The following is a 17732-nucleotide window of genomic DNA, read 5'->3' as shown; positions in this document are numbered from 1 at the left end:
CGCACGGCGCGGCGGCTGAAGTCTGGGTCTCGGGGGCCGTGACGTCGGGGCGACAGGATTTGAACCTGCGGCCTCCCGCTCCCAAAGCGGGCGCTCTACCAAGCTGAGCTACGCCCCGGGCGGGTGCGCACACGAGTGCGCCGATTTCGGCCCCGGTAAGTCTAGCCGACGTGGTGACGCCGATATGTCGGATGCCGCGCTACCGCGTCCGCTCGACCCATCGGGCGCGCCAATCCGGCGCGGGGAACGGCTTCGTCCAGTACGCGGTCTCCTTCGCGATGCGCCCGTCGCGCAGCTCGAAGATGAACACCGTCTGGTACGGGTCGCCGTCGCCGTAGTCGAGGTCGGCCTCGGCGACCCACAGGTCGCCCTCGCCGGTGATCCGGCGCGGCGTGATCTTCGGCAGCTGCGGGAATGCACCGTAGACCGCGCGTCGGTTGTCTCCGCCGACGATGCGCTCCCCCGACTGCGGCCACTCCATCACGGCATCCTCATGGAACACGTCGTCCATGCCCGGGACATCGCCTGCGTTGAGCGTCGCGATGAGAGCCTCGACGACAGCCCTTCCTTCGTCGGACATCGCTGTCTCCTCCCGTGGATCCGCGCGGAGGCTGGCGGTGGAATGAGCGAGGTCCGCCTGTGTATTACGATTGGTCGGTGCCCGTCAGCGGGCGCACGGGGATGTAGCTCAATGGTAGAGCCCCAGTCTTCCAAACTGGCTACGCGGGTTCGATTCCCGTCATCCCCTCCAAAGCCCTGAGGGCCGCCCGATGGCGGCCCTCAGGGCTTTCGCGTGGGTGCCGTCGGAACCGACCAGCTTCGGGGGTCCCGCTCCGACTCAATCCTGATGGAGCGCCTTCACGAACGACTCGGGCAGCACGACATTATCCGGTGCGCCGCGGAAGAACGGCGCCACCTGCGCGGGCGTGTAGCCGGCGATGCCGCATCCGACCTCGGTCACGAGGAATCGCAGTTCGGGATGCTCGCCGGCGAACGCGACGAACCGCGCCGCCTGCTCCTCGAACACGTCGAGGCCCGACATCGTGTCGATCGCGTACGACTGCCCTTGAAGCCCCTCGGCCTGCCCCCACACCGCGCCGAAGCGCTCGTGCGCGAACCGCGCCGCTCCCCCTGCGTGCGCGCCGTGCGCGTTGGAGCCGAAGACGAAGATCTCGCCCGGCTGGAGCGACTCGATTCGCATGTCAGCCTCCTGCCACGCTCGCGGACTCGTGCGCGTCGCGCAGGCGCAGGTAGCCGGCTGCGTTGTTGCGGATGCCTTCACGCTCCTCATCCGTGAGCTCACGACGCACCTTCGCGGGGACACCCGCGACGAGTGATCCGGGAGGCACGACCGTGCCCTCGAGCACGACCGCGCCGGCAGCGACGAGAGACCCCTCGCCGATGACCGAGTTCGAGAGGACGACGCTGCCCATGCCGATGAGGGCGCCGTCGCCGACGGTGCATCCGTGCACGACGGCGTTGTGGCCCACCGACACGTTCTCGCCGATCACGACGGGCGAGCCGCGGTCGACGTGGACCGACACGTTGTCCTGCAGGTTGGTGTTCGCGCCGATGGTGATCGTGTCGCCGTCAGCTCGCAGCACCGCGTTGTACCAGACGCTCGCGCCCTCGCCGAGGGTCACGGCGCCGATGACCCGCGCGCCGGAGGCGACGAAGGCGGTCGGATGCAGGTCGGGGGTCGACCCGGAGACGGACAGAACGGATGCATCGTCGGCGATGGTCATGCTTCGACGATAGCGAGAGCCAGGCGCCCACCCGACCGGGGTTAGTCCGCGGTCGACGAGTTCAGCGCGCTCCGGATCGCCTCGGTGTACCAGGGGGCGAGCGTGTCGGCGAAGGTCACCGTGAGGTGGTCCTGGTCGCGATAGACGTTCGCGCCGCCCACGACGGGGCTGCAGACGTCGGGGCCGCAGAACACCTCGGTGAAGTCCAGCAGCGAGACACCCGCGACGTCGGTTGCGGCCTCCCTCAGCGGGTCGTCCTCGACGAGGAGTGCCGAGCGCGGACCGTCGCACTCCGACGCGTCGCGCGTGCGCAGGCACTTGTTCGGATCGGTCTCCCACACCGGGTTGTCGACGACCGTGACCACCGGGATGCCCCGGTCGAGCACCTCTCCCCACGCCTCGCGGTAGCCGGCGACCGCAGCGTCGTGCGCCGAGTCGAACCCGGCCGATGAGTACGGCGTCGTCGCGATCGCGGCGGTGAACACCGCATCGAGGTCGCGCTCGGCGAGCTGGGCGCGCACGGCGTCGCGCCACTCTGTGCACGCCTCGCCGAACGCGCCCGGTGTCGCGAGCGGGGTCGTGTTCCACGGGCATGCGCCCTTGAAGTAGGTCACAAGCCGCCAGCCGTTGTCGTCGGCCATGCGCTGGAACGTCGACAGCAGCTGGAAGGCGTGGCTGTCTCCGATGAGGGCGACGGTGGGGGCATCCGCATCGTCTGAGCCGAACTCGCACGACACCGGGCGTGCGTCGTTGAGCTGCACGAAGCACTGCTCGTCGCCGGGGCGGTCGACGCCCGCGAATCCCGGTGCGGGCAGGATCGTGTCGCCGAAGTCGACGCCTTCGCAGCCGGGGTCGAGCTCGAGCGCCGCCCCGAAGCACTCGGGTGGGTTCTCGCGAAGCTCCTGGAGTCCTCGGACCCCTTCGTTGTAGGCGGGGGCGTTCACCGCCCACGCCGTCCCCGCGGCTCCGGCGACCACGAGCATCGCGGCGAGCGACGACCACAGCGTCACGCGCGCGGGTCTCGACGTGAGCACCTTCCAGCCGCGGACGGGATCTTCGACGAAGCGTTTGGTGAGCCAGGCGAGCACGAAGCACAGCGCGAGCAGAGCGAGCCGGTGGTAGATCGTGAGACCCCAGAACGGCACCGACGGCGCGATGATGATGAGCGGCCAGTGCCACAGGTACAGCGAGTACGAGATGTCGCCGACGAACTGCGCCGGGCGCAGCGACAGGACGCGAGTCGGATACCACCAGCGCTCCGTGTTCGAGGCGGCGATGATCGCGGCCGCACCGAGCGTCGGCAGCGCCGCCGCGTAGCCCGGGAACGGCGTCTGGCCGTCGAATCGGAACAGCGTGAAGACGATCGCCGCGACACCCGCCCACCCGAGCACGAAGCTTCCGACCGCATTGCGGATGCGGAGCATCGGGATGAGGGCCACCATCGCCCCGACGCCGAACTGCCACATGCGGCCGAACGTCACGAAGTACGCCGGTGCGGGGTTCGTGAGTGTGAACCACACGCAGAAGACGAACGACACGAACGACACGACCGCGAGCGCCCCGATGACGGTGCGGCGGCGCGCGCCGCGGAACCACTTCAGCCCGATCCACGCCGCCAGCAGCATGATGAGCGGCCACATGACGTAGAACTGCTCCTCGAGCGACAGCGACCAGTAGTGCTGCACGGTCGTCGGATCGCCGGAATGATTGAGGTAATCGGCGGAGTTCAGCGCGAGATACCAGTTCTCGACGTAGAACGTCGACGCGATGATCTCGCGCACCTCGTTCGGCAGCGCCGATGTCGGCATGAGGTAGGCCGAGCCCGCGACGATCGCGCAGAACAGCAGCACGAGCAGCGATGCCGGCAGAAGGCGCCGCGCGCGGCGGGCCCAGAACTGCGACAGCTTCACCGTGCCGGTCGCCGTGAGCTCGCGCATGAGGTGCGACGTGATGAGGAAGCCCGAGATCACGAAGAAGATGTCGACGCCGACGTACCCACCCGGGAACCGCCCCGGCCAGAAGTGGTACAGCACGACGCACATGACCGCGATAGCGCGGAGCCCCTGCACGTGGGGGATGAACCGCGACGGCTCGGCGTGCTCGGGCGAACGGTCGGTCGGCTGCCGCAGCACGACCCGTGCGGGGTCTTCGAGGTGCTGCGGTCCGAGGTCGTGATCGGCGGATGGCACCCCTCGACGTTAGCCGCTCCGAGCGGATGCGACCGACGCGCCGAGCCGTCGACGCCCTCCCCCGCCGCGCGGTTAGCCCAGGCTTCTCTTGCTTGCGGAATACGGGGTGCTGAGTAGCGTTGCTCCCATCGGACCGACCGGTTCCCCGACGCTATCGGAGGCGAAGGCCATGACGAACACGCAAACGACCCCCGCAACCGCTGCCGACCCGACGGTCGCCGCAGCGGCAGCACAGTTCCTCACTCCCCTCGTCCTCGGGCTGCAGGCGCTCGCCGTGAACGGCAAGCAGGCGCACTGGAACGTCCGCGGTGCGAACTTCATCGCGATCCACGAGCTGCTCGACACCGTGGTGGCGCACGCGCAGGACGGAGCCGACTCCGCCGCGGAGCGCATCGTCGCCCTCGGCCTTCCGATCGACGCGCGCGTGGCGACGGTCGCCGAGAAGGCGAAGAAGACCGCCGTCGGCGGCGGCTTCACGCAGTGGGAGGACATGATCCGCGCGGTCATCTCCGACATGGACTCCGTGATCGCCGACACGCAGGCCGCGATCGACGGCCTCGACGAGATCGACCTCACGAGCCAGGACATCGCGATCGCCATCAAGGAGTCGCTCGAGAAGGACCGCTGGTTCCTCTTCGCGCACCTCGCCGAGTGATCGACCGATACCCACGGATGCCCCCGCCCGGCGCGCACGCCGGCGGGGGCATCCGTCATTCCGTCGTCAGCTCCGCTGCGTGAACGCGAGGACCGCGAGCACGCGTCGGTGCTCGCTGCCGGTCTCCTCCAGCCCGAGCTTCGCGAAGATCGAGCTGATGTTCTTCTCGACCGCGCCCACCCCGATGAAGAGGCGCTCCGCGATGCTCGCGTTGCTGCGGCCTTCGGCCATGAGCTCGAGGACGTCGCGCTCGCGGGGCGTCAGGCTCGCGAGCGGGTCGGGTCGCGCGGCGAGCAGCTCCTTCACGACGAGCGGATCGAGCACCGTGCCGCCCTCGCGAACGCGGCGCACGGCATCCGTGAACTCCTCGAGCGACGTGACCCGGTCCTTGAGCAGGTAGCCGATGCCGCCGTCGCCGCCCGCGAGAAGCTCTCGTGCGTACAGACCCTCGACGTACTGGCTGAGCACGAGGATCCCCACGTCCGGCGCCTCGGCGCGCAGCGTGATGGCCGCCTTGATCCCCTCGTCGCGGAACGTCGGCGGCAGTCGGACGTCGAGGATCGCGACGTCGGCCTGCGCGCCGCGCACCCGCGCGACGATGTCGTCGGCGTCACCGAACGCTCCCGCCGTGACGTAGCCCGCTTCGTCGAAGAGTCGCACGAGGCCCTCCCGCAGGAGGACGGAGTCCTCGACGAGCACGACGCGGAGCCCGGCATCCGGCGTCTCGGTCCGTGGATCGGCCATCATCGCACCCCCGTTCCCGTGTCCGCCGCGCCCGGAGCGGGCAGCGGCACATGCGCGCCGATCGTCGTCGGTCCGCCGTACGGGCTCTCGACGCGGAGGATGCCGCGCAGGCCCGCCACCCGGTCGCGCAGGCCCTCGAGGCCGTGTCCTGGCGACATGTGGGCGCCGCCGTGTCCGTTGTCGACGACCCACACGTCGAGCATCGCCTGGGTCTGCGGGGTGGCCGGCCGGATCGCGGCGCGCACGGTGACCTCGGATGCGCCCGAGTGCTTGACCGCGTTCGTGAGCAGCTCCGCGACGACGAAGTAGATCGTGCGCGCGATCTCGGGGCTCACCGTGTCGACAGCGGGGTCGATGTCGAGGGTGACCGGCAGCGCCGTTGCGGCGCCGAGCGCGTTCAGTGCCGCGCCGAGGCCACGGTCCTGCAGCAGCGGCGGCGCGACCCCGGTCGACAGGGCGCGCAGCTCGTCGAGCGCGGCCTTCGTGTGGAACTGCGCTTCGCGGGCGAGCTCGGCCGCGGCATCCGTGTCGCCTGCCTCGGCACGCCGCTGCAGGGCCGCGAGGTCCATCTGCAGACGCACGAGGCGCTGCTGCGGACCGTCGTGGATGTCGCGCTCGAGGCGACGAAGCGCTGCGTCCTCAGCCTGCACGGCAAGGCCGCGGGCCGCAGCCTCGGCGCGCACCTCCGCGGCGAGATCGTCGGACGGCCAGCGTCCGAGCATGCCCTGCGCGATCGCATGGTGCATGCGGGCGAGGCCGCCCATCACCCACGGCAGGGTGAACGTGAAGAGGATGCCGGCGACGAGATACAGCACGACCTCCACGGCCCACCACGACCAGCCGCCGAACAGCCCCGGCATGAAGTCCGCCACGTACTGGCCCCAGCGACCGACGTCGCCTCGCGGCAGGAAGATGCCCCAGAACCAGTACGTCAGTCCGCCGAGGCCGACGCTGAGCCACGCCACGGTGAGAGCGAACGAGATCGTGCTGATGATCGGGTTCACGATCATGCCGTGCACGAGGTACGACCAGTAGTGGCCGTTGCGGATCGGGCGGGTCAGGGTCATCCAGAAGCCGTTCGCGTCCGGCGCGTCACGGTTCCACTCCGGCTCGGCGATCTGCGGCAGACCCGTGAGGCGCAGGAGGAACCGGTCGACCACGCCGAGCACGCGCGCGATCAGCAGGGTCAGCACGACCATCGGGAGCCCGATCACGAGGACGAGCAGGCCGATGCCGGTCGAGAAGAACGACGCCAGCACCCCGATGCTCGTCATCGCGAGGACGAACACGACGAGGAGGTACAGCGCGCTTCCGGGGGCGTTGACCCACCAGCGGCCGTACGTCGCCCAGAAGCCCTCGGCGGGGCGCTGCTGCGGCGGTGCCACGGCGGTGTCAGTGGTCGTGGTGGTCATCGGATCCTCCCGGTGTTGTGCGAAGGGCGGGCTGCTGGCCCGGCTCGACGACCAGGAACTGTCCCATCATGCCCTGGTCCTCGTGCCACAGCAGATGGCAGTGGTACATGTACGGCGTCGTCGGATCGGCGTAGTCCTCGAACCGGACGAGCAGGCGGTACTCGCGGTCGTGCTCCAGCGCGATCGTGTCCTTGTATCCGGCCAGTCGCGGCGGCGGAGCCTCTCCGTCGATGCTCAGCACACGGAACTGCGTGTCGTGCACGTGGAAGCTGTGCGGCAGCGGGTTGTCGTTGCGCACCCGCCACACCTCGCTCGTGTCGACGGTGACGACCTCGTCCACGCGGCCCATGTCCATCTGGCGGTCGTTGATGTTGTGGCCGCTGAGCTCGAACGTGCGCTCGCCGACGGCGGTCGAGGCATCCGGCTCGGGGATGTCCGCGAGTCGGTCGGGAACCGTGGGAGAGGGAGTGAGATCGGTTGCGGCCCGCAGCTCCATCACGTCGAACGACGACGAGCCCGCGTTGAGGGCCGGGTCTGGCGCGATCGAGCGCAGCACGGCGCTCTCCCCCGGCGTCATCGTCACGACGATCTCGGCACGCTCGCCGGGCGACAGCGGGATGCTCTCGGTCTCGACGGGAGCCTCGAGCAGTCCGCCGTCGGTCGCGATGAGGTCGAACGCACGGCCGTCTTCGAACGCGAACTCGTACATGCGGGCGCTCGAGCCGTTCAGCAGCCGCAGGCGCACCCGCTCGGTCGTGACGTCGAGGTACGGGGACGCGGTGCCGTTGACGAGGATCGTGTCGCCGAGCACGCCGTCGAACTGCCCGAGCTCGCCGGTGAACGCGCCGTCAGCACCGAACGAACGGTCCTGCACGATGAGGGGGATGTCGTCGACGCCGTACTCACGCGGGAGTGGAAGCGCGGTTTCGACGTCGTCGCGCAGGATGAACATGCCGGCGAGTCCCGCATCGACCTGCTCGCGCGTGTGCTCGTGCAGGTGCGGGTGGTACCAGAGCGTCGCGGCGGGCTGGTCGACGGTCCATTCGGGCGACCACGTGTCGCCCGGTGCGATGGGGCTGTGCGGCCCGCCGTCCATCGCGGCGGGCAGGTGCATGCCGTGCCAGTGCACGGTGGTCGCGTCGGGCAGCTCGTTGTCGACCTCGACGCGCACGGTCTCGCCGCGTTCGGCGACGAGCGTCGGTCCGAGGTAGGAGCCGTTGTACCCGAGCGTGGGCGTCGGCCCCTGGGGAACGATGTCGGTCGAGCCCTCGGCGGCCGTGAGCTCGTACACGCGCACACCGTTCTCGACGGTCGACTCCGCGAGCGGCGGCACGCGCAGCGGGTTCGAGAACGACACGCTTCCGGCCGCGGGCGGTGCCGGGCGGGCGAAGACGGCGCATCCGGAGATGCCGACGGACAGGCCGATGCCGACGGCCGCGAGTGCGGCGAGGGTCGCCGTCACGGCGCGGGGGCGTCGGAGTCGGCCGCGTGTGGACAGGGTTCGGTGAAGCATGACTCCAGCCAACCCAGGACGGCCCTTCCGCCCCATCCGGGTGCCGACCGAATGCGAACGGGGGTTGTCCCCCGGCCCGGGCGTGGGAGTTGCCCGCCGGCCGGTCGGCGGCGGCGTCAGGCGACGTGAGTGAGGCGGCCCTCGATCATCGTCGCGGCGACGCGCATGCCCCGCAGCTCGCCCTCCGACGCGGCGAGCGGGTCGCGCTCGACGATCGCGAGGTCGGCGAGGGCGCCCGGCTCGATCGTCGCGGCGTCCTCGCCCGAGCCGCCGCGCGTCGACGCAGCCAGCGCCGTCGCGGCATCGAGCGCCTGCTCGGGTCGCCACGCGGGACGCCCGTCGCGCGTGCGATAGACCGCCGCCGCGAGGGCGGCCCACGGGTCGAGAGGCGAGACCGGGGCATCCGACCCGAATCGCAGCGTCGCCCCCGCGTCGGCGAGCGCCCGCAGGGGGTACGGGATCGCGGTCTGCTCGGCCCAGATGGTGTCGGTCATGTCGCGGTCGTCGACGGCGTGCTCGGGCTGCACGCTCGCGGCCACACCGAGCCGCGCGAACCGTGGGATGTCGACCGCCGAAACGAGCTGCGCGTGCTCGATCGTGCCGACGGCTCCCGTCGTCGCGAACGCGTCGAGCGCGTGCGAGTTCGCGACGTCGCCGATCGCGTGGATCGCGCACGCCAGACCTGCTCCCGTCGCACGCGTCATGAGCTCCACGAGGTGGGCCGGGTCGACGGTGAGCATTCCGTGGTTGTGCGGATCGCCGGGATACGGATGCGAGCACGCCGCCGTGCGTGTGCCGAGAGAGCCGTCCGTGATGACCTTGAGCGGTCCGACGCGCACGAGGTCGGAGTCGGCTCCGCGCACGAGGTCGCCCGAACGGAGTCCCTCGGCGATCGCCCGGTCGAGGAGGTCGGGATACACGCCGAACTCGACGCGGAGTGCGTCGAACCCGGCGGCGAGCCGCCGCGCCCACGCCTCTTCGTTCCACGCCATGTCGAGGTCGACGATTCCGACGATGCCGCGGGCCGCGGCATCCGTCGCCATCGCGGCGACCAGCCGGTCGCCGACGGCGGCATCGACCGCGTTGAGGCGCCGCGAGATCTCGAATGCGGGCGCCTCTCGCAGGATGCCGGTCTCGTCGGGCTCGAAGCCCTCACGTCGCAGCGCGGCGGAGTTGAGCCACACGCTGTGCACGTCGGCGTTGATGAGATAGGTCGGCACGTCGCCTGTCGCGGCGTCGAGCATCCGGATCGTCGGCTGGTCGGGCCACAGCGCGTCGCGGAAGCCGGTGCCGACGCGTCGGCCGTCGCCGAGGACGGGCGCGTTCGACATGATCGCTGCTGCTTCAGCCGCGGATGCCGCGTGCGCGAGCGCCTCCCGCTGCGCGACGAGGGCCCACTGGACCGTGTGCACGTGGTGGTCCCACAAGCCCGGGATGAGCCACGACCCCGAGGCATCGAGCACGGCTCCGTGCCGCGGAAGCGCGTTCGCGGGCGCGATGTCGGCGATGAGCCCGTCCGCGATGTGGACGTCGACGGGGTCGGCGCCGAACGGGTCGAGGCGGTCGCGTCCGGTCATGCGCACGTTCGCGATGACCGCGACGTGCTCGCCGCGCGCGAGGATCATCGTGCCGGGCCCGCGTCGGCGGCCTCGAGCGAGGCACGCGCCGCCGCGATCGCGTCGTGCGCCCGGCGCATCTCGGCCGCGAGCTGGGGATCGGCGTACGGACCGTCGCCCGAGAGCTCCGCGATGATCGTCTCGACCACCTCGGGGCTCTTGTTCTGGCTGAGCTTGCGCTTCGCGACGACGCGCGTGGGCGTCAGGCGGAAGCCGACCGTGCCCTTTTCGAGCTTCTCGATGAACGAGCGGTCGTTGGGCGGCTGCCACATGAGCCTCGGCTGGGGCATCCGGCTCTCGAATCGCGCGACCAGGCGGTCGAGCACCGCGAGGTTCTCGTCGGGTGACAGCAGTTCGGGAACGCCCGTCAGGTGTGCGGCCACGAAGTTCCACGTGGGGACGGACGGGGTGTCGCCGTACCAGCCCGGCGAGATGTACCCGTGCGGGCCCTGCACGACGACGAGCAGCTCACGCCGGCCGAGGTCGTGCACGATGTCGTCGGGGCGACCGACGTGCCCCACGATCGTGAGGTCGTCGCGCCCCTCGTCGAGCAGCACGGCGTAGTGCGAGGCGACGAGACCGTCGTCGGTGGAGCTCACGAGCGTGACCCAAGGGTTGTCATCGATGAGTCGACGCAGCTCGCCGACGTCGGTCATCGCGAAGGACGGGTTCTGGCGCACCACACCAGCCTACGAGTCCTCTCGCGGCGGAGTGATCGCGCGGGGGCACGATCAGGCGCTAGCGTGTGCGACTGTGACCCTCACCCTTCCCCCGCTCGACGACGTGCGCATCTGGCCCCACCAGGTCGAGACCGTCGAACGCGTCTTCGCGCATTTCTCCGGCCGGCCCGATGTCGAGGCGCTGCTGCTCACCGGCTCGCTCGCGCACGGCTTCGGCACCGAGGCATCCGATGTCGACATCGTGATCGTCGTGCCGCACGACGAGTTCGAGCGCCGGCTCGCCGTGCCCGACACCGGCTTCGTGAGCCACGACCTCAGCACGTACGAAGGCGGCTACGTCGACGGCAAGTTCGTGTCGCGGCGCTTCCTCGACGAGGTCGCGGCACGCGGAGACGACGCGACGCGGTGGGGGTACCAGGACGCGCGCGTCCTCTTCTCGCGCACAGCAGGACTCGAGGAGACGCTCGCCGACGTCGTCCGATTCCCCGTCGAGGAGCAGTCGCAGCGCCGCGAGCGCTTCGTGTCGCAGGCGCTCGCCTGGCGCTGGTACCACGAGCAGGGGTGGGAGAAGCAGAATCCGTACCTGCGCGGCATCTCGCTCAACCGCGCCGTGCTGTTCGCGTGCCGCATCGTCCTCAACGAGAACGCGATGCTGTTCCCGTTCCACAAGTGGCTGCTGCGGGTGACGGCGGATGCCCCGGACCGCCCCGCACGTCTGCTCGACGACATCGCGGCGCTCTACGACGACCCCACCGTGCAGCGCGTCGACGCGCTCGTGCACGGCGTGCTCGATCACTACGGCGTCGACGTCGCCGCGGCCGAGAAGTCGTGGGGCGCGTGGTTCATGCGTGACACGGAGTGGTCGTGGATGCACGGGCCGGCGCCGGTCGACGATCTCTGAGGCTGGACCGCGTCAGAGGTGATTCACGCCTGGCACTCGGGACACCAGTAGAGCTTGCGCGTCGCGAGCTCCTCGACGACGATCGCGGTGCCGCACACGCGGCACGGGAGCCCCGCACGGTGGTAGACCCAGTGGCGGTCGTCGCGGTTGGCCATCGCCTTGCGGTACGCGTCGGGGTCGAGGCCGTCCATCGTCATCATCTGCCCGGTCTCGACGCCGATCGCCAGCAGCCGCACCCAGTCGCGCCACAGCTCGCGCACGACCTCCTCGGGCACGTCGCGGCCCGGCGTGTGCGGGTTCAGGCGGGCGCGGAACAGCAGCTCGGCACGGTAGACGTTGCCGATGCCGCTCACGACGCTCGGGTCCATGAGCAGCAGCGCGATCGACGTCGGCTTGCGCCGCACGACCGACACGAAGCGCTCCTCGCCCTCCTGCACGTCGTCGACGAGCGGGTCGGGGCCGAGCTTCGCGATCACGGCTGCGACCTCGTCGGGCGTGAGCAGCTCGCACGCGGTCGGGCCGCGCAGGTCGGCGCATGTCGTGTCGGTGAGGAGGCGAAGCCGCACCTGGCCCACGACCGCCGGCGGCCACTCGGCGCCCTCATCGGGGAGGCCCGTCGTCTGCTCGGACATGCGGACGTGCACACGCGCGCGGCGAGGCGCCCCGATCGACGTGAGTGAGTTCTCGCCCGCGGAGTCCAGGATCGGCTCCTCAACGAGATTCGTGCCGCGCTGGTTGGTCTGGCCCATACGGCCGTTCGCCGAGGCGATCGTCGGGTCGACGAGGATCTCGCCCGCGAAGTCCCACGCCCCGTACATTCCGAGGTGGACGCGCAGCCAGATCTCGTCGTCGAACTCGAGGAACATCTGCTTGCCCACTGCCCGCACGCTCGTGACGGTGCGCCCCGAGATCACCGCAGCGCCCTCGGCGAACCGGCCCTGCGGACTCGACGCGGTCACCGTGCGGCCGACGAAGTTGCGGTCGAACTGCCGGGCGATCCGATGGACGGAATGGCCCTCGGGCATCAGCCGGCTTCGGGGTCGAACGAGCTCGAGCCGTCGGCGAGCACGTCCGGCTCGCCCGCCGTCGCGCGCGGGTCGGGCTCGAGCGTGCCGTCCGCCTCGAACGCCGCGATCTGGCCGATGCGGCGCACGTGGCGCTCCTCGTTCGAGAACGGCGTGGAGATGAACCGGTCGATGAACGACGCGGCCTCCTCGAACGTGTGCTGGCGGGCGCCGATCGCGATCACGTTCGCGTCGTTGTGCTCGCGGGCGAGCTCGGCGGTCGCGATGCTCCACACGAGGGCGGCGCGCACGCCGCGCACCTTGTTGGCCGCGATCTGCTCGCCGTTGCCCGAGCCGCCGAACACGACGCCGAGCGCCTCGATGCCCGCCTCCTGGTCGCGCACCACCGCCTGGGCGGCACGGATGCAGAAGGCCGGGTAGTCGTCGAGCGGGTCGTACTCGACCGGACCGTGGTCGACCACATCGTGGCCCTGACCGGCCAGATGGTGCTGCAGCTGGGTGGAGAACTCGAGGCCGGCGTGGTCGGTCGCGATGTGGATGCGCATGACCTCAATCCTACGGACGAGTCAGGGCGCCAAGCCCGCCGCGGCGGGCTTGAATCCGGCGCGCACGTTCTCGCAGCACGCGGGTCGGCATACGTCGAACCACGGGCCCAGCTCCGTCACGTGCGGGCGCTCCGCCGCGGGCGTCCCGTGCAGCCGCTCCTGGACGAGATCGACGAGCCCTGCCACGAACGCGGGGTCGACGCCCGGGGTGGGCGTGCGCAGCACACGGAGGCCTGCGGCGGCCGCGGCATCCGTCGCTTCGGTGTCGAGATCCCACAGGACCTCCATGTGGTCGCTGATGAACCCGAGCGGCACGATCACGACCGCCTGCATGCCCTCCGCGGGAAGCCCTTCGATCACGTCGTTGACGTCGGGCTCGAGCCACGGCTGGCTGAGCGGGCCGGACCGCGACTGGTACACGAGCTCCCACCCGATGTCGACGGCGTCGACGGATGCCTCGACCTGCGACATCACGTACGCCGCGACGGCCTCGTGCTGAGCGGCGTACGCACCCCCCTCGCCCCACTCGCGGTGCAGTTCGTCGCCCTCGCGCGGACCGGATCGCTGCGCGTCGGCGGTCGGCACGCTGTGTGTGGAGAAGAGCACGCGGATGTGCCGCCCTTCGATGCCTTCGCCGAGAAGCTGCGTCACCGCGTCGCGGACGCCGTCGATGAACGGCTGCACGAAGCCGGGATGATCGAAGAACTGGCGCACCTTGTCGATGGTCACCGTGCCGGCGAGCCCGGTGTCGGCGAGCACGCGCGCGAAGTCCTCGCGGTACTGGCGGCAGCTCGAGAACGAGCTGTACGCGCTCGTCGCGATGGCGAGGAGACTCGTGTGACCGGATGCCGCGGCATCTGTCACCGCCTCATCGAGATAGGGCGCCCAGTTGCGGTTCCCCCAGTACACCGGCAGGTCGATCCCGCGGCGGGCGAGCTCGTCTTCGAGCGCGGCCTTCAGCTGCCGGTTCTGCGCGTTGATGGGGCTGACGCCGCCGAAGGCGCGGTAGTGGTGCGCGACCTCTTCGAGGCGCTCGTCGGGGATGCCCCGGCCGCGCGTGACATTGCGCAGGAACGGGATGACATCGTCCTGTCCCTCGGGCCCGCCGAAGCTCGCGAGGAGGATGGCGTCGTAGGGAACGGGTGTCTCGACGTACGGGGCGCCGCCGCTCGCCGCGGGCGATGCGAACGGGACCTGCTGTGCTGCTGCGCTCACCCGTCCATCCTCGCACCGCGTCGCGGCCGGTCGACTCGCGGCACGATCGCACACGAAAGGGCGATATGATGAATTCATCATGCCACTCACCCAGCAGCAGCGTCCGCTGTACGAGGTGAAGGCCGGCCTCTTCAAGGGTCTGTCGCACCCGTTCCGCATCCGCATCCTCGAACTCCTCGCGAGCGAGCCCGAGCTCAGCGTCGCCGTCCTGCAGGACGAGACGGGCCTCGAGGCCTCGCACCTGTCGCAGCATCTCGCGGTCCTGCGCCGCCACCGACTCGTCGCCTCCGAGCGGCGCGCGAGCCACGTGTACTACCGGCTCGCCGACCCGCGCGTGGCCGACCTCCTCGCCGTCGCCCGCGCGCTGCTGCTCGACATGCTCCGCTCCGACGGCGCGCGTCTCGCCGACGCCGACGACCTGCCGGCGCTTCCCGGAGCACCGCGATGAGCCGCGCGACGGATGCCGCCACCCCCGCCTCGCGGTGGCGGCGCGCCGGCGCCGCGGCGCTGGCTCTGCTCCCGTCCCCCGACGACTATCGCCCGGCGAAGCGCACGTGGCGCCGCGACCTCATCGCGGGCGTCACCGTCGGCATCGTCGCGCTGCCGCTCGCGCTCGGGTTCGGGGTCAGCTCGGGGCTCACGGCCGAGCAGGGACTCATCACCGCGATCGTCGCGGGCCTCGTCGCGGCGATCTTCGGCGGCTCGAACGTGCAGGTGTCGGGACCCACCGGAGCGATGGTCGTCGTGCTGCTGCCGATCGTCGCGTCGCACGGCGTCGGCGCCATCGCCGCGGTGAGCGTGCTCGCAGGAGTCGTCGTGCTGGCGGCCGGTGCCCTGCGTCTCGGCCGCGCGGTGTCGTTCATCCCGTGGCCCGTCATCGAGGGGTTCACGCTCGGCATCGCGGTCATCATCTTCATGCAGCAGGTGCCGCTCGTGACCACGCCCACGACGCCGCACGCAGGAGAGCACAGCTCCAACGCGATCGTCGCCGCCGTGCAGTCGCTCCTCGAGGCGGACTGGTCGTACGTGCCGTGGGCGCTCGGCGCGGTCGCGATCGTCGCGGCGTGCATGCTCGTCGCACCCCGGATCCACCCCTCGCTCCCGGGCTCGCTCCTCGGCATCGCGATCGTCGCCGTGCTCGCTGCCGTGCTTCCGACACCGCTCGCGGTGATCGGCGCCCTCCCCTCCGCACTTCCCGCCCCCGCGCTTCCGTCGATCGACCTCGCGGCGCTCGGCGGACTGGTCCCCGCCGCGCTCACCGTCGCCGCGCTCGCCGCGATCGAATCGCTCCTGTCGGCACGCGTGGCGGCGTCGCTCGCCGACACGGGTCCGTACGACCCCGACCGCGAGCTCGTGGGCCAGGGACTCGCGTCGGTGGCATCCGGCCTCTTCGGCGGCATGCCCGCGACCGGCGCGATCGCGCGCACCGCGGTCAACGTGCGCTCGGGCGGTCGCACGCGCATCGCGTCGATCACCCACGCCATCGTGCTGCTGCTCATCGTGCTCGTGGCATCCGGGCCCGTCGGCATGATCCCGCTCGCGGCTCTTGCGGGCGTCCTCATGGTCACGGCGACGCGCATGGTGCACGCCGCGACCGTCCGCTCGATCCTGCGCTCGACGCGCGCCGACGCGCTCGCGTTCGTGATCACCGCGATCATCACGGTGTCCTTCGACCTCATCGTCGCCGTCGGCATCGGGGTGCTGTGCGCCGGAGTCTTCGCGATCCGCAACCTGTCGCGGGCGACGGGCGTGCGACGCGAAGAGCTCCCCGGTCCCGCGGAGCCGGGCGACGAGCGCATCGCGATCATCCGGTTCGACGGACCGCTGTTCTTCGCGGCGTCGGACCGCGTCTTCGAGACCGTCATGCGGATGAACGGCGTGTCCGTCGTCATCTTGCGGATGTCGCAGCTCGAGCTCGTCGACGCGAGCGGTGCGCGCGTGCTCACCGAGATAGTCCAGTCCCTCGAGCGGCGCGGCGTGACGGTGCTCATCAAGGGCGTGCAGCCGGGTCACGAGGAGCTCTTCCGCACGGTGGGCGTGCTCGACTCGCTGCGGCACCACAAGCACCTCTTCGCCGACCTCCCGGCGGCGATCGAGCACGCGCGCAGCCACATCGCACGCGAGGCCGCGGGCAGTCGCTGAGCCGCGCGACGATGTGGCGCTGGGCGTCCCAGGGGGTGAGGGGCGGATGCCGCGCCCTGACGTAGAGTGTCATGGTTGCCGTGCGCGCGAACGGCGTGGCACGGGCGCCCATCCCCTTCACCCCTGGGAGAGAACGCAGTGCCTGGAGAGAACCTCACCCGCGTCGAGGCGCAGGAGCGCCGAGCGATCGTCGACACCCACTCGTACGAGGTCACGCTCGACCTGACGCGTGGGGCGGAGGTCTTCGGATCCCGCACCGTCGTGCGTTTCGCCGCGACCGAAGGCGCTTCGACCTTCATCGACCTCATCGCCCGCGAGGTGCGCGAGATCACGCTCAACGGCCGCTCGATCGACCCCGCCACCGCGTTCGCCGACTCGCGCATCGCGCTCGACGGCCTCGCCGCCGAGAACGAGCTCGTGGTCGACGCGGACTGCCTCTACACGAACACCGGCGAGGGCCTGCACCGCTTCGTCGACCCGGTCGACGGCGAGGTGTACCTCTACACGCAGTTCGAGGTGCCCGACTCGCGTCGCATGTACGCGGTGTTCGAGCAGCCCGACCTGAAGGCGACGTTCCAGTTCACCGTCACCGCACCTGAGCAGTGGAAGGTCGTGTCGAACTCCCCGACGCCCGACCCCGAGCGGCACGGCGACGGCAGCGCCACCTGGACGTTCGAGCCGACCCCGCGCATCTCGTCCTACATCACCGCGCTCATCGCCGGACCGTACGAGGCGACGTTCTCCGAGCTCACGAGCTCGTCGGGCCGCGTCGTCCCGCTCGGCGTGTACGGGCGCAAGAGCCTGTGGCAGTACCTCGACGCCGACTACATCTTCGAGAAGACCCGCCAGGGCTTCGCGTACTTCGAGGACAAGTTCGACTACCCGTACCCGTTCGCGAAGTACGACCAGCTCTTCGTGCCCGAGTTCAACGCCGGCGCGATGGAGAACGCGGGCGCGGTCACGTTCACCGAGACCTACGTCTTCCGCTCGAAGGTGACGGATGCCGTCAAGGAGCGCCGCGTCGTCACGATCCTCCACGAGCTCGCGCACATGTGGTTCGGCGATCTCGTGACCATGAAGTGGTGGAACGACCTGTGGCTCAACGAGTCGTTCGCCGAATGGGCGTCGACGATCGCGACCGCCGAGGCGACCGAGTGGACCGAGGCGTGGACCACGTTCAACGCGATGGAGAAGACCTGGGCGTACCGCCAGGACCAGCTGCCGTCGACGCATCCGGTCGTCGCCGAGATCCGCGACCTCGAGGACGTGCAGGTCAACTTCGACGGCATCACGTACGCCAAGGGCGGGTCGGTGCTCAAGCAGCTCGCCGCGTGGGTGGGCATCGAGCAG

General features: G+C 70.5%; 17 protein-coding genes and 2 tRNA genes. 6 read left to right on the top strand and 13 right to left on the bottom strand.

What is annotated here, in order from left to right:
- Nucleotides 1-44: 44 nt before the first annotated feature.
- Both VFF97_RS14355 and VFF97_RS14350 read right to left on the bottom strand, forming a co-directional pair.
- Nucleotides 45-118: transfer RNA gene (locus VFF97_RS14355), tRNA-Pro, on the bottom strand.
- Nucleotides 119-199: 81 nt separating this feature from the next.
- Nucleotides 200-580 carry a nuclear transport factor 2 family protein gene (locus VFF97_RS14350; RefSeq protein WP_325034177.1) on the bottom strand — a complete coding sequence of 127 codons (381 nt, stop codon included), beginning with the start codon at nt 578-580 and terminating at the stop codon, nt 200-202.
- 97 nt (nt 581-677) lie between these two features.
- On the opposite strand from VFF97_RS14350, the gene VFF97_RS14345 reads away from it, so the two are divergent.
- A tRNA-Gly gene (locus VFF97_RS14345) sits at nt 678-751 on the top strand.
- A gap of 87 nt (nt 752-838) precedes the next feature.
- Here the strand turns inward: VFF97_RS14345 and VFF97_RS14340 are convergent.
- From VFF97_RS14340 to VFF97_RS14330, 3 genes are read right to left on the bottom strand one after another with little or no spacing between them, the layout of a single operon-like run.
- The gene (locus VFF97_RS14340) at nt 839-1201 is read right to left on the bottom strand and encodes an A1S_2505 family phage non-structural protein (RefSeq protein WP_325034176.1); all 363 of its coding nucleotides are present in this window, start codon (nt 1199-1201) and stop codon (nt 839-841) included.
- 1 nt (nt 1202) lies between these two features.
- Nucleotides 1203-1745 (bottom strand): gamma carbonic anhydrase family protein, encoded by a 543-nt coding sequence (locus VFF97_RS14335; RefSeq protein ID WP_325034175.1) that lies wholly within the window; start codon nt 1743-1745, stop codon nt 1203-1205.
- Nucleotides 1746-1786: 41 nt separating this feature from the next.
- A complete protein-coding gene (locus tag VFF97_RS14330) occupies nt 1787-3934 on the bottom strand; it encodes an acyltransferase family protein (protein WP_325034174.1) in 2148 nt (715 codons plus the stop codon).
- 169 nt (nt 3935-4103) lie between these two features.
- Between VFF97_RS14330 and VFF97_RS14325 the strand changes: the two genes are divergently transcribed.
- The gene (locus tag VFF97_RS14325) at nt 4104-4589 is read left to right on the top strand and encodes a DNA starvation/stationary phase protection protein (RefSeq protein WP_325034173.1); all 486 of its coding nucleotides are present in this window, start codon (nt 4104-4106) and stop codon (nt 4587-4589) included.
- 66 nt (nt 4590-4655) lie between these two features.
- Here the strand turns inward: VFF97_RS14325 and VFF97_RS14320 are convergent, their stop codons facing one another.
- From VFF97_RS14320 to VFF97_RS14300, 5 genes are all read right to left on the bottom strand, one after another.
- Entirely contained in the window at nt 4656-5333 is a 678-nt protein-coding gene (locus tag VFF97_RS14320) for a response regulator transcription factor (protein WP_325034172.1), read from the bottom strand.
- Nucleotides 5333-6745, bottom strand: coding sequence for a sensor histidine kinase (locus VFF97_RS14315; protein ID WP_325034171.1), 1413 nt, complete (start codon nt 6743-6745; stop codon nt 5333-5335). Before VFF97_RS14315 ends, VFF97_RS14320 begins: the two co-directional genes overlap by 1 nt.
- Nucleotides 6726-8207, bottom strand: a complete 1482-nt coding sequence (locus tag VFF97_RS14310) for a multicopper oxidase family protein (protein WP_325034170.1) — start codon at nt 8205-8207, stop codon at nt 6726-6728. Before VFF97_RS14310 ends, VFF97_RS14315 begins: the two co-directional genes overlap by 20 nt.
- A 167-nt stretch (nt 8208-8374) precedes the next feature.
- Nucleotides 8375-9883, bottom strand: a complete 1509-nt coding sequence (locus VFF97_RS14305; protein ID WP_325034169.1) for an amidohydrolase — start codon at nt 9881-9883, stop codon at nt 8375-8377.
- On the bottom strand, nt 9880-10554 hold the full coding sequence (locus VFF97_RS14300) for an FMN-binding negative transcriptional regulator (protein ID WP_325034168.1): 675 nt from the start codon (nt 10552-10554) through the stop codon (nt 9880-9882). The genes VFF97_RS14305 and VFF97_RS14300 overlap by 4 nt, the downstream gene beginning before the upstream one ends.
- Nucleotides 10555-10627: 73 nt before the next feature.
- Between VFF97_RS14300 and VFF97_RS14295 the strand changes: the two genes are divergently transcribed.
- The gene (locus VFF97_RS14295; protein ID WP_325034167.1) at nt 10628-11455 is read left to right on the top strand and encodes a nucleotidyltransferase domain-containing protein; all 828 of its coding nucleotides are present in this window, start codon (nt 10628-10630) and stop codon (nt 11453-11455) included.
- 23 nt (nt 11456-11478) lie between these two features.
- Here the strand turns inward: VFF97_RS14295 and VFF97_RS14290 are convergent, their stop codons facing one another.
- From VFF97_RS14290 to VFF97_RS14280, 3 genes are read right to left on the bottom strand one after another with little or no spacing between them, the layout of a single operon-like run.
- A complete protein-coding gene (locus VFF97_RS14290; RefSeq protein WP_325034166.1) occupies nt 11479-12480 on the bottom strand; it encodes an Fpg/Nei family DNA glycosylase in 1002 nt (333 codons plus the stop codon).
- Nucleotides 12480-13025 (bottom strand): ribose-5-phosphate isomerase, encoded by a 546-nt coding sequence (locus VFF97_RS14285; protein ID WP_325034165.1) that lies wholly within the window; start codon nt 13023-13025, stop codon nt 12480-12482. Before VFF97_RS14285 ends, VFF97_RS14290 begins: the two co-directional genes overlap by 1 nt.
- A gap of 21 nt (nt 13026-13046) precedes the next feature.
- On the bottom strand, nt 13047-14240 hold the full coding sequence (locus VFF97_RS14280) for a ferrochelatase (RefSeq protein WP_325034164.1): 1194 nt from the start codon (nt 14238-14240) through the stop codon (nt 13047-13049).
- Between the two features lie 79 nt (nt 14241-14319).
- Between VFF97_RS14280 and VFF97_RS14275 the strand changes: the two genes are divergently transcribed.
- The 3 genes from VFF97_RS14275 to pepN all read left to right on the top strand — a co-directional run.
- Nucleotides 14320-14688 (top strand): metalloregulator ArsR/SmtB family transcription factor, encoded by a 369-nt coding sequence (locus VFF97_RS14275; protein ID WP_325034163.1) that lies wholly within the window; start codon nt 14320-14322, stop codon nt 14686-14688.
- A complete protein-coding gene (locus VFF97_RS14270; RefSeq protein ID WP_325034162.1) occupies nt 14685-16382 on the top strand; it encodes a SulP family inorganic anion transporter in 1698 nt (565 codons plus the stop codon). Before VFF97_RS14275 ends, VFF97_RS14270 begins: the two co-directional genes overlap by 4 nt.
- 138 nt (nt 16383-16520) lie before the next feature.
- Nucleotides 16521-17732 (top strand): aminopeptidase N (pepN, locus tag VFF97_RS14265; protein WP_325034161.1); only part of this gene is annotated, 1212 nt, incomplete at its 3' end.

It is taken from the genome of Microbacterium sp., assembly GCF_035687345.1.
Lineage (GTDB): Bacteria > Actinomycetota > Actinomycetes > Actinomycetales > Microbacteriaceae > Microbacterium.
This window is presented reverse-complemented; position numbering and strand designations above follow the sequence as displayed.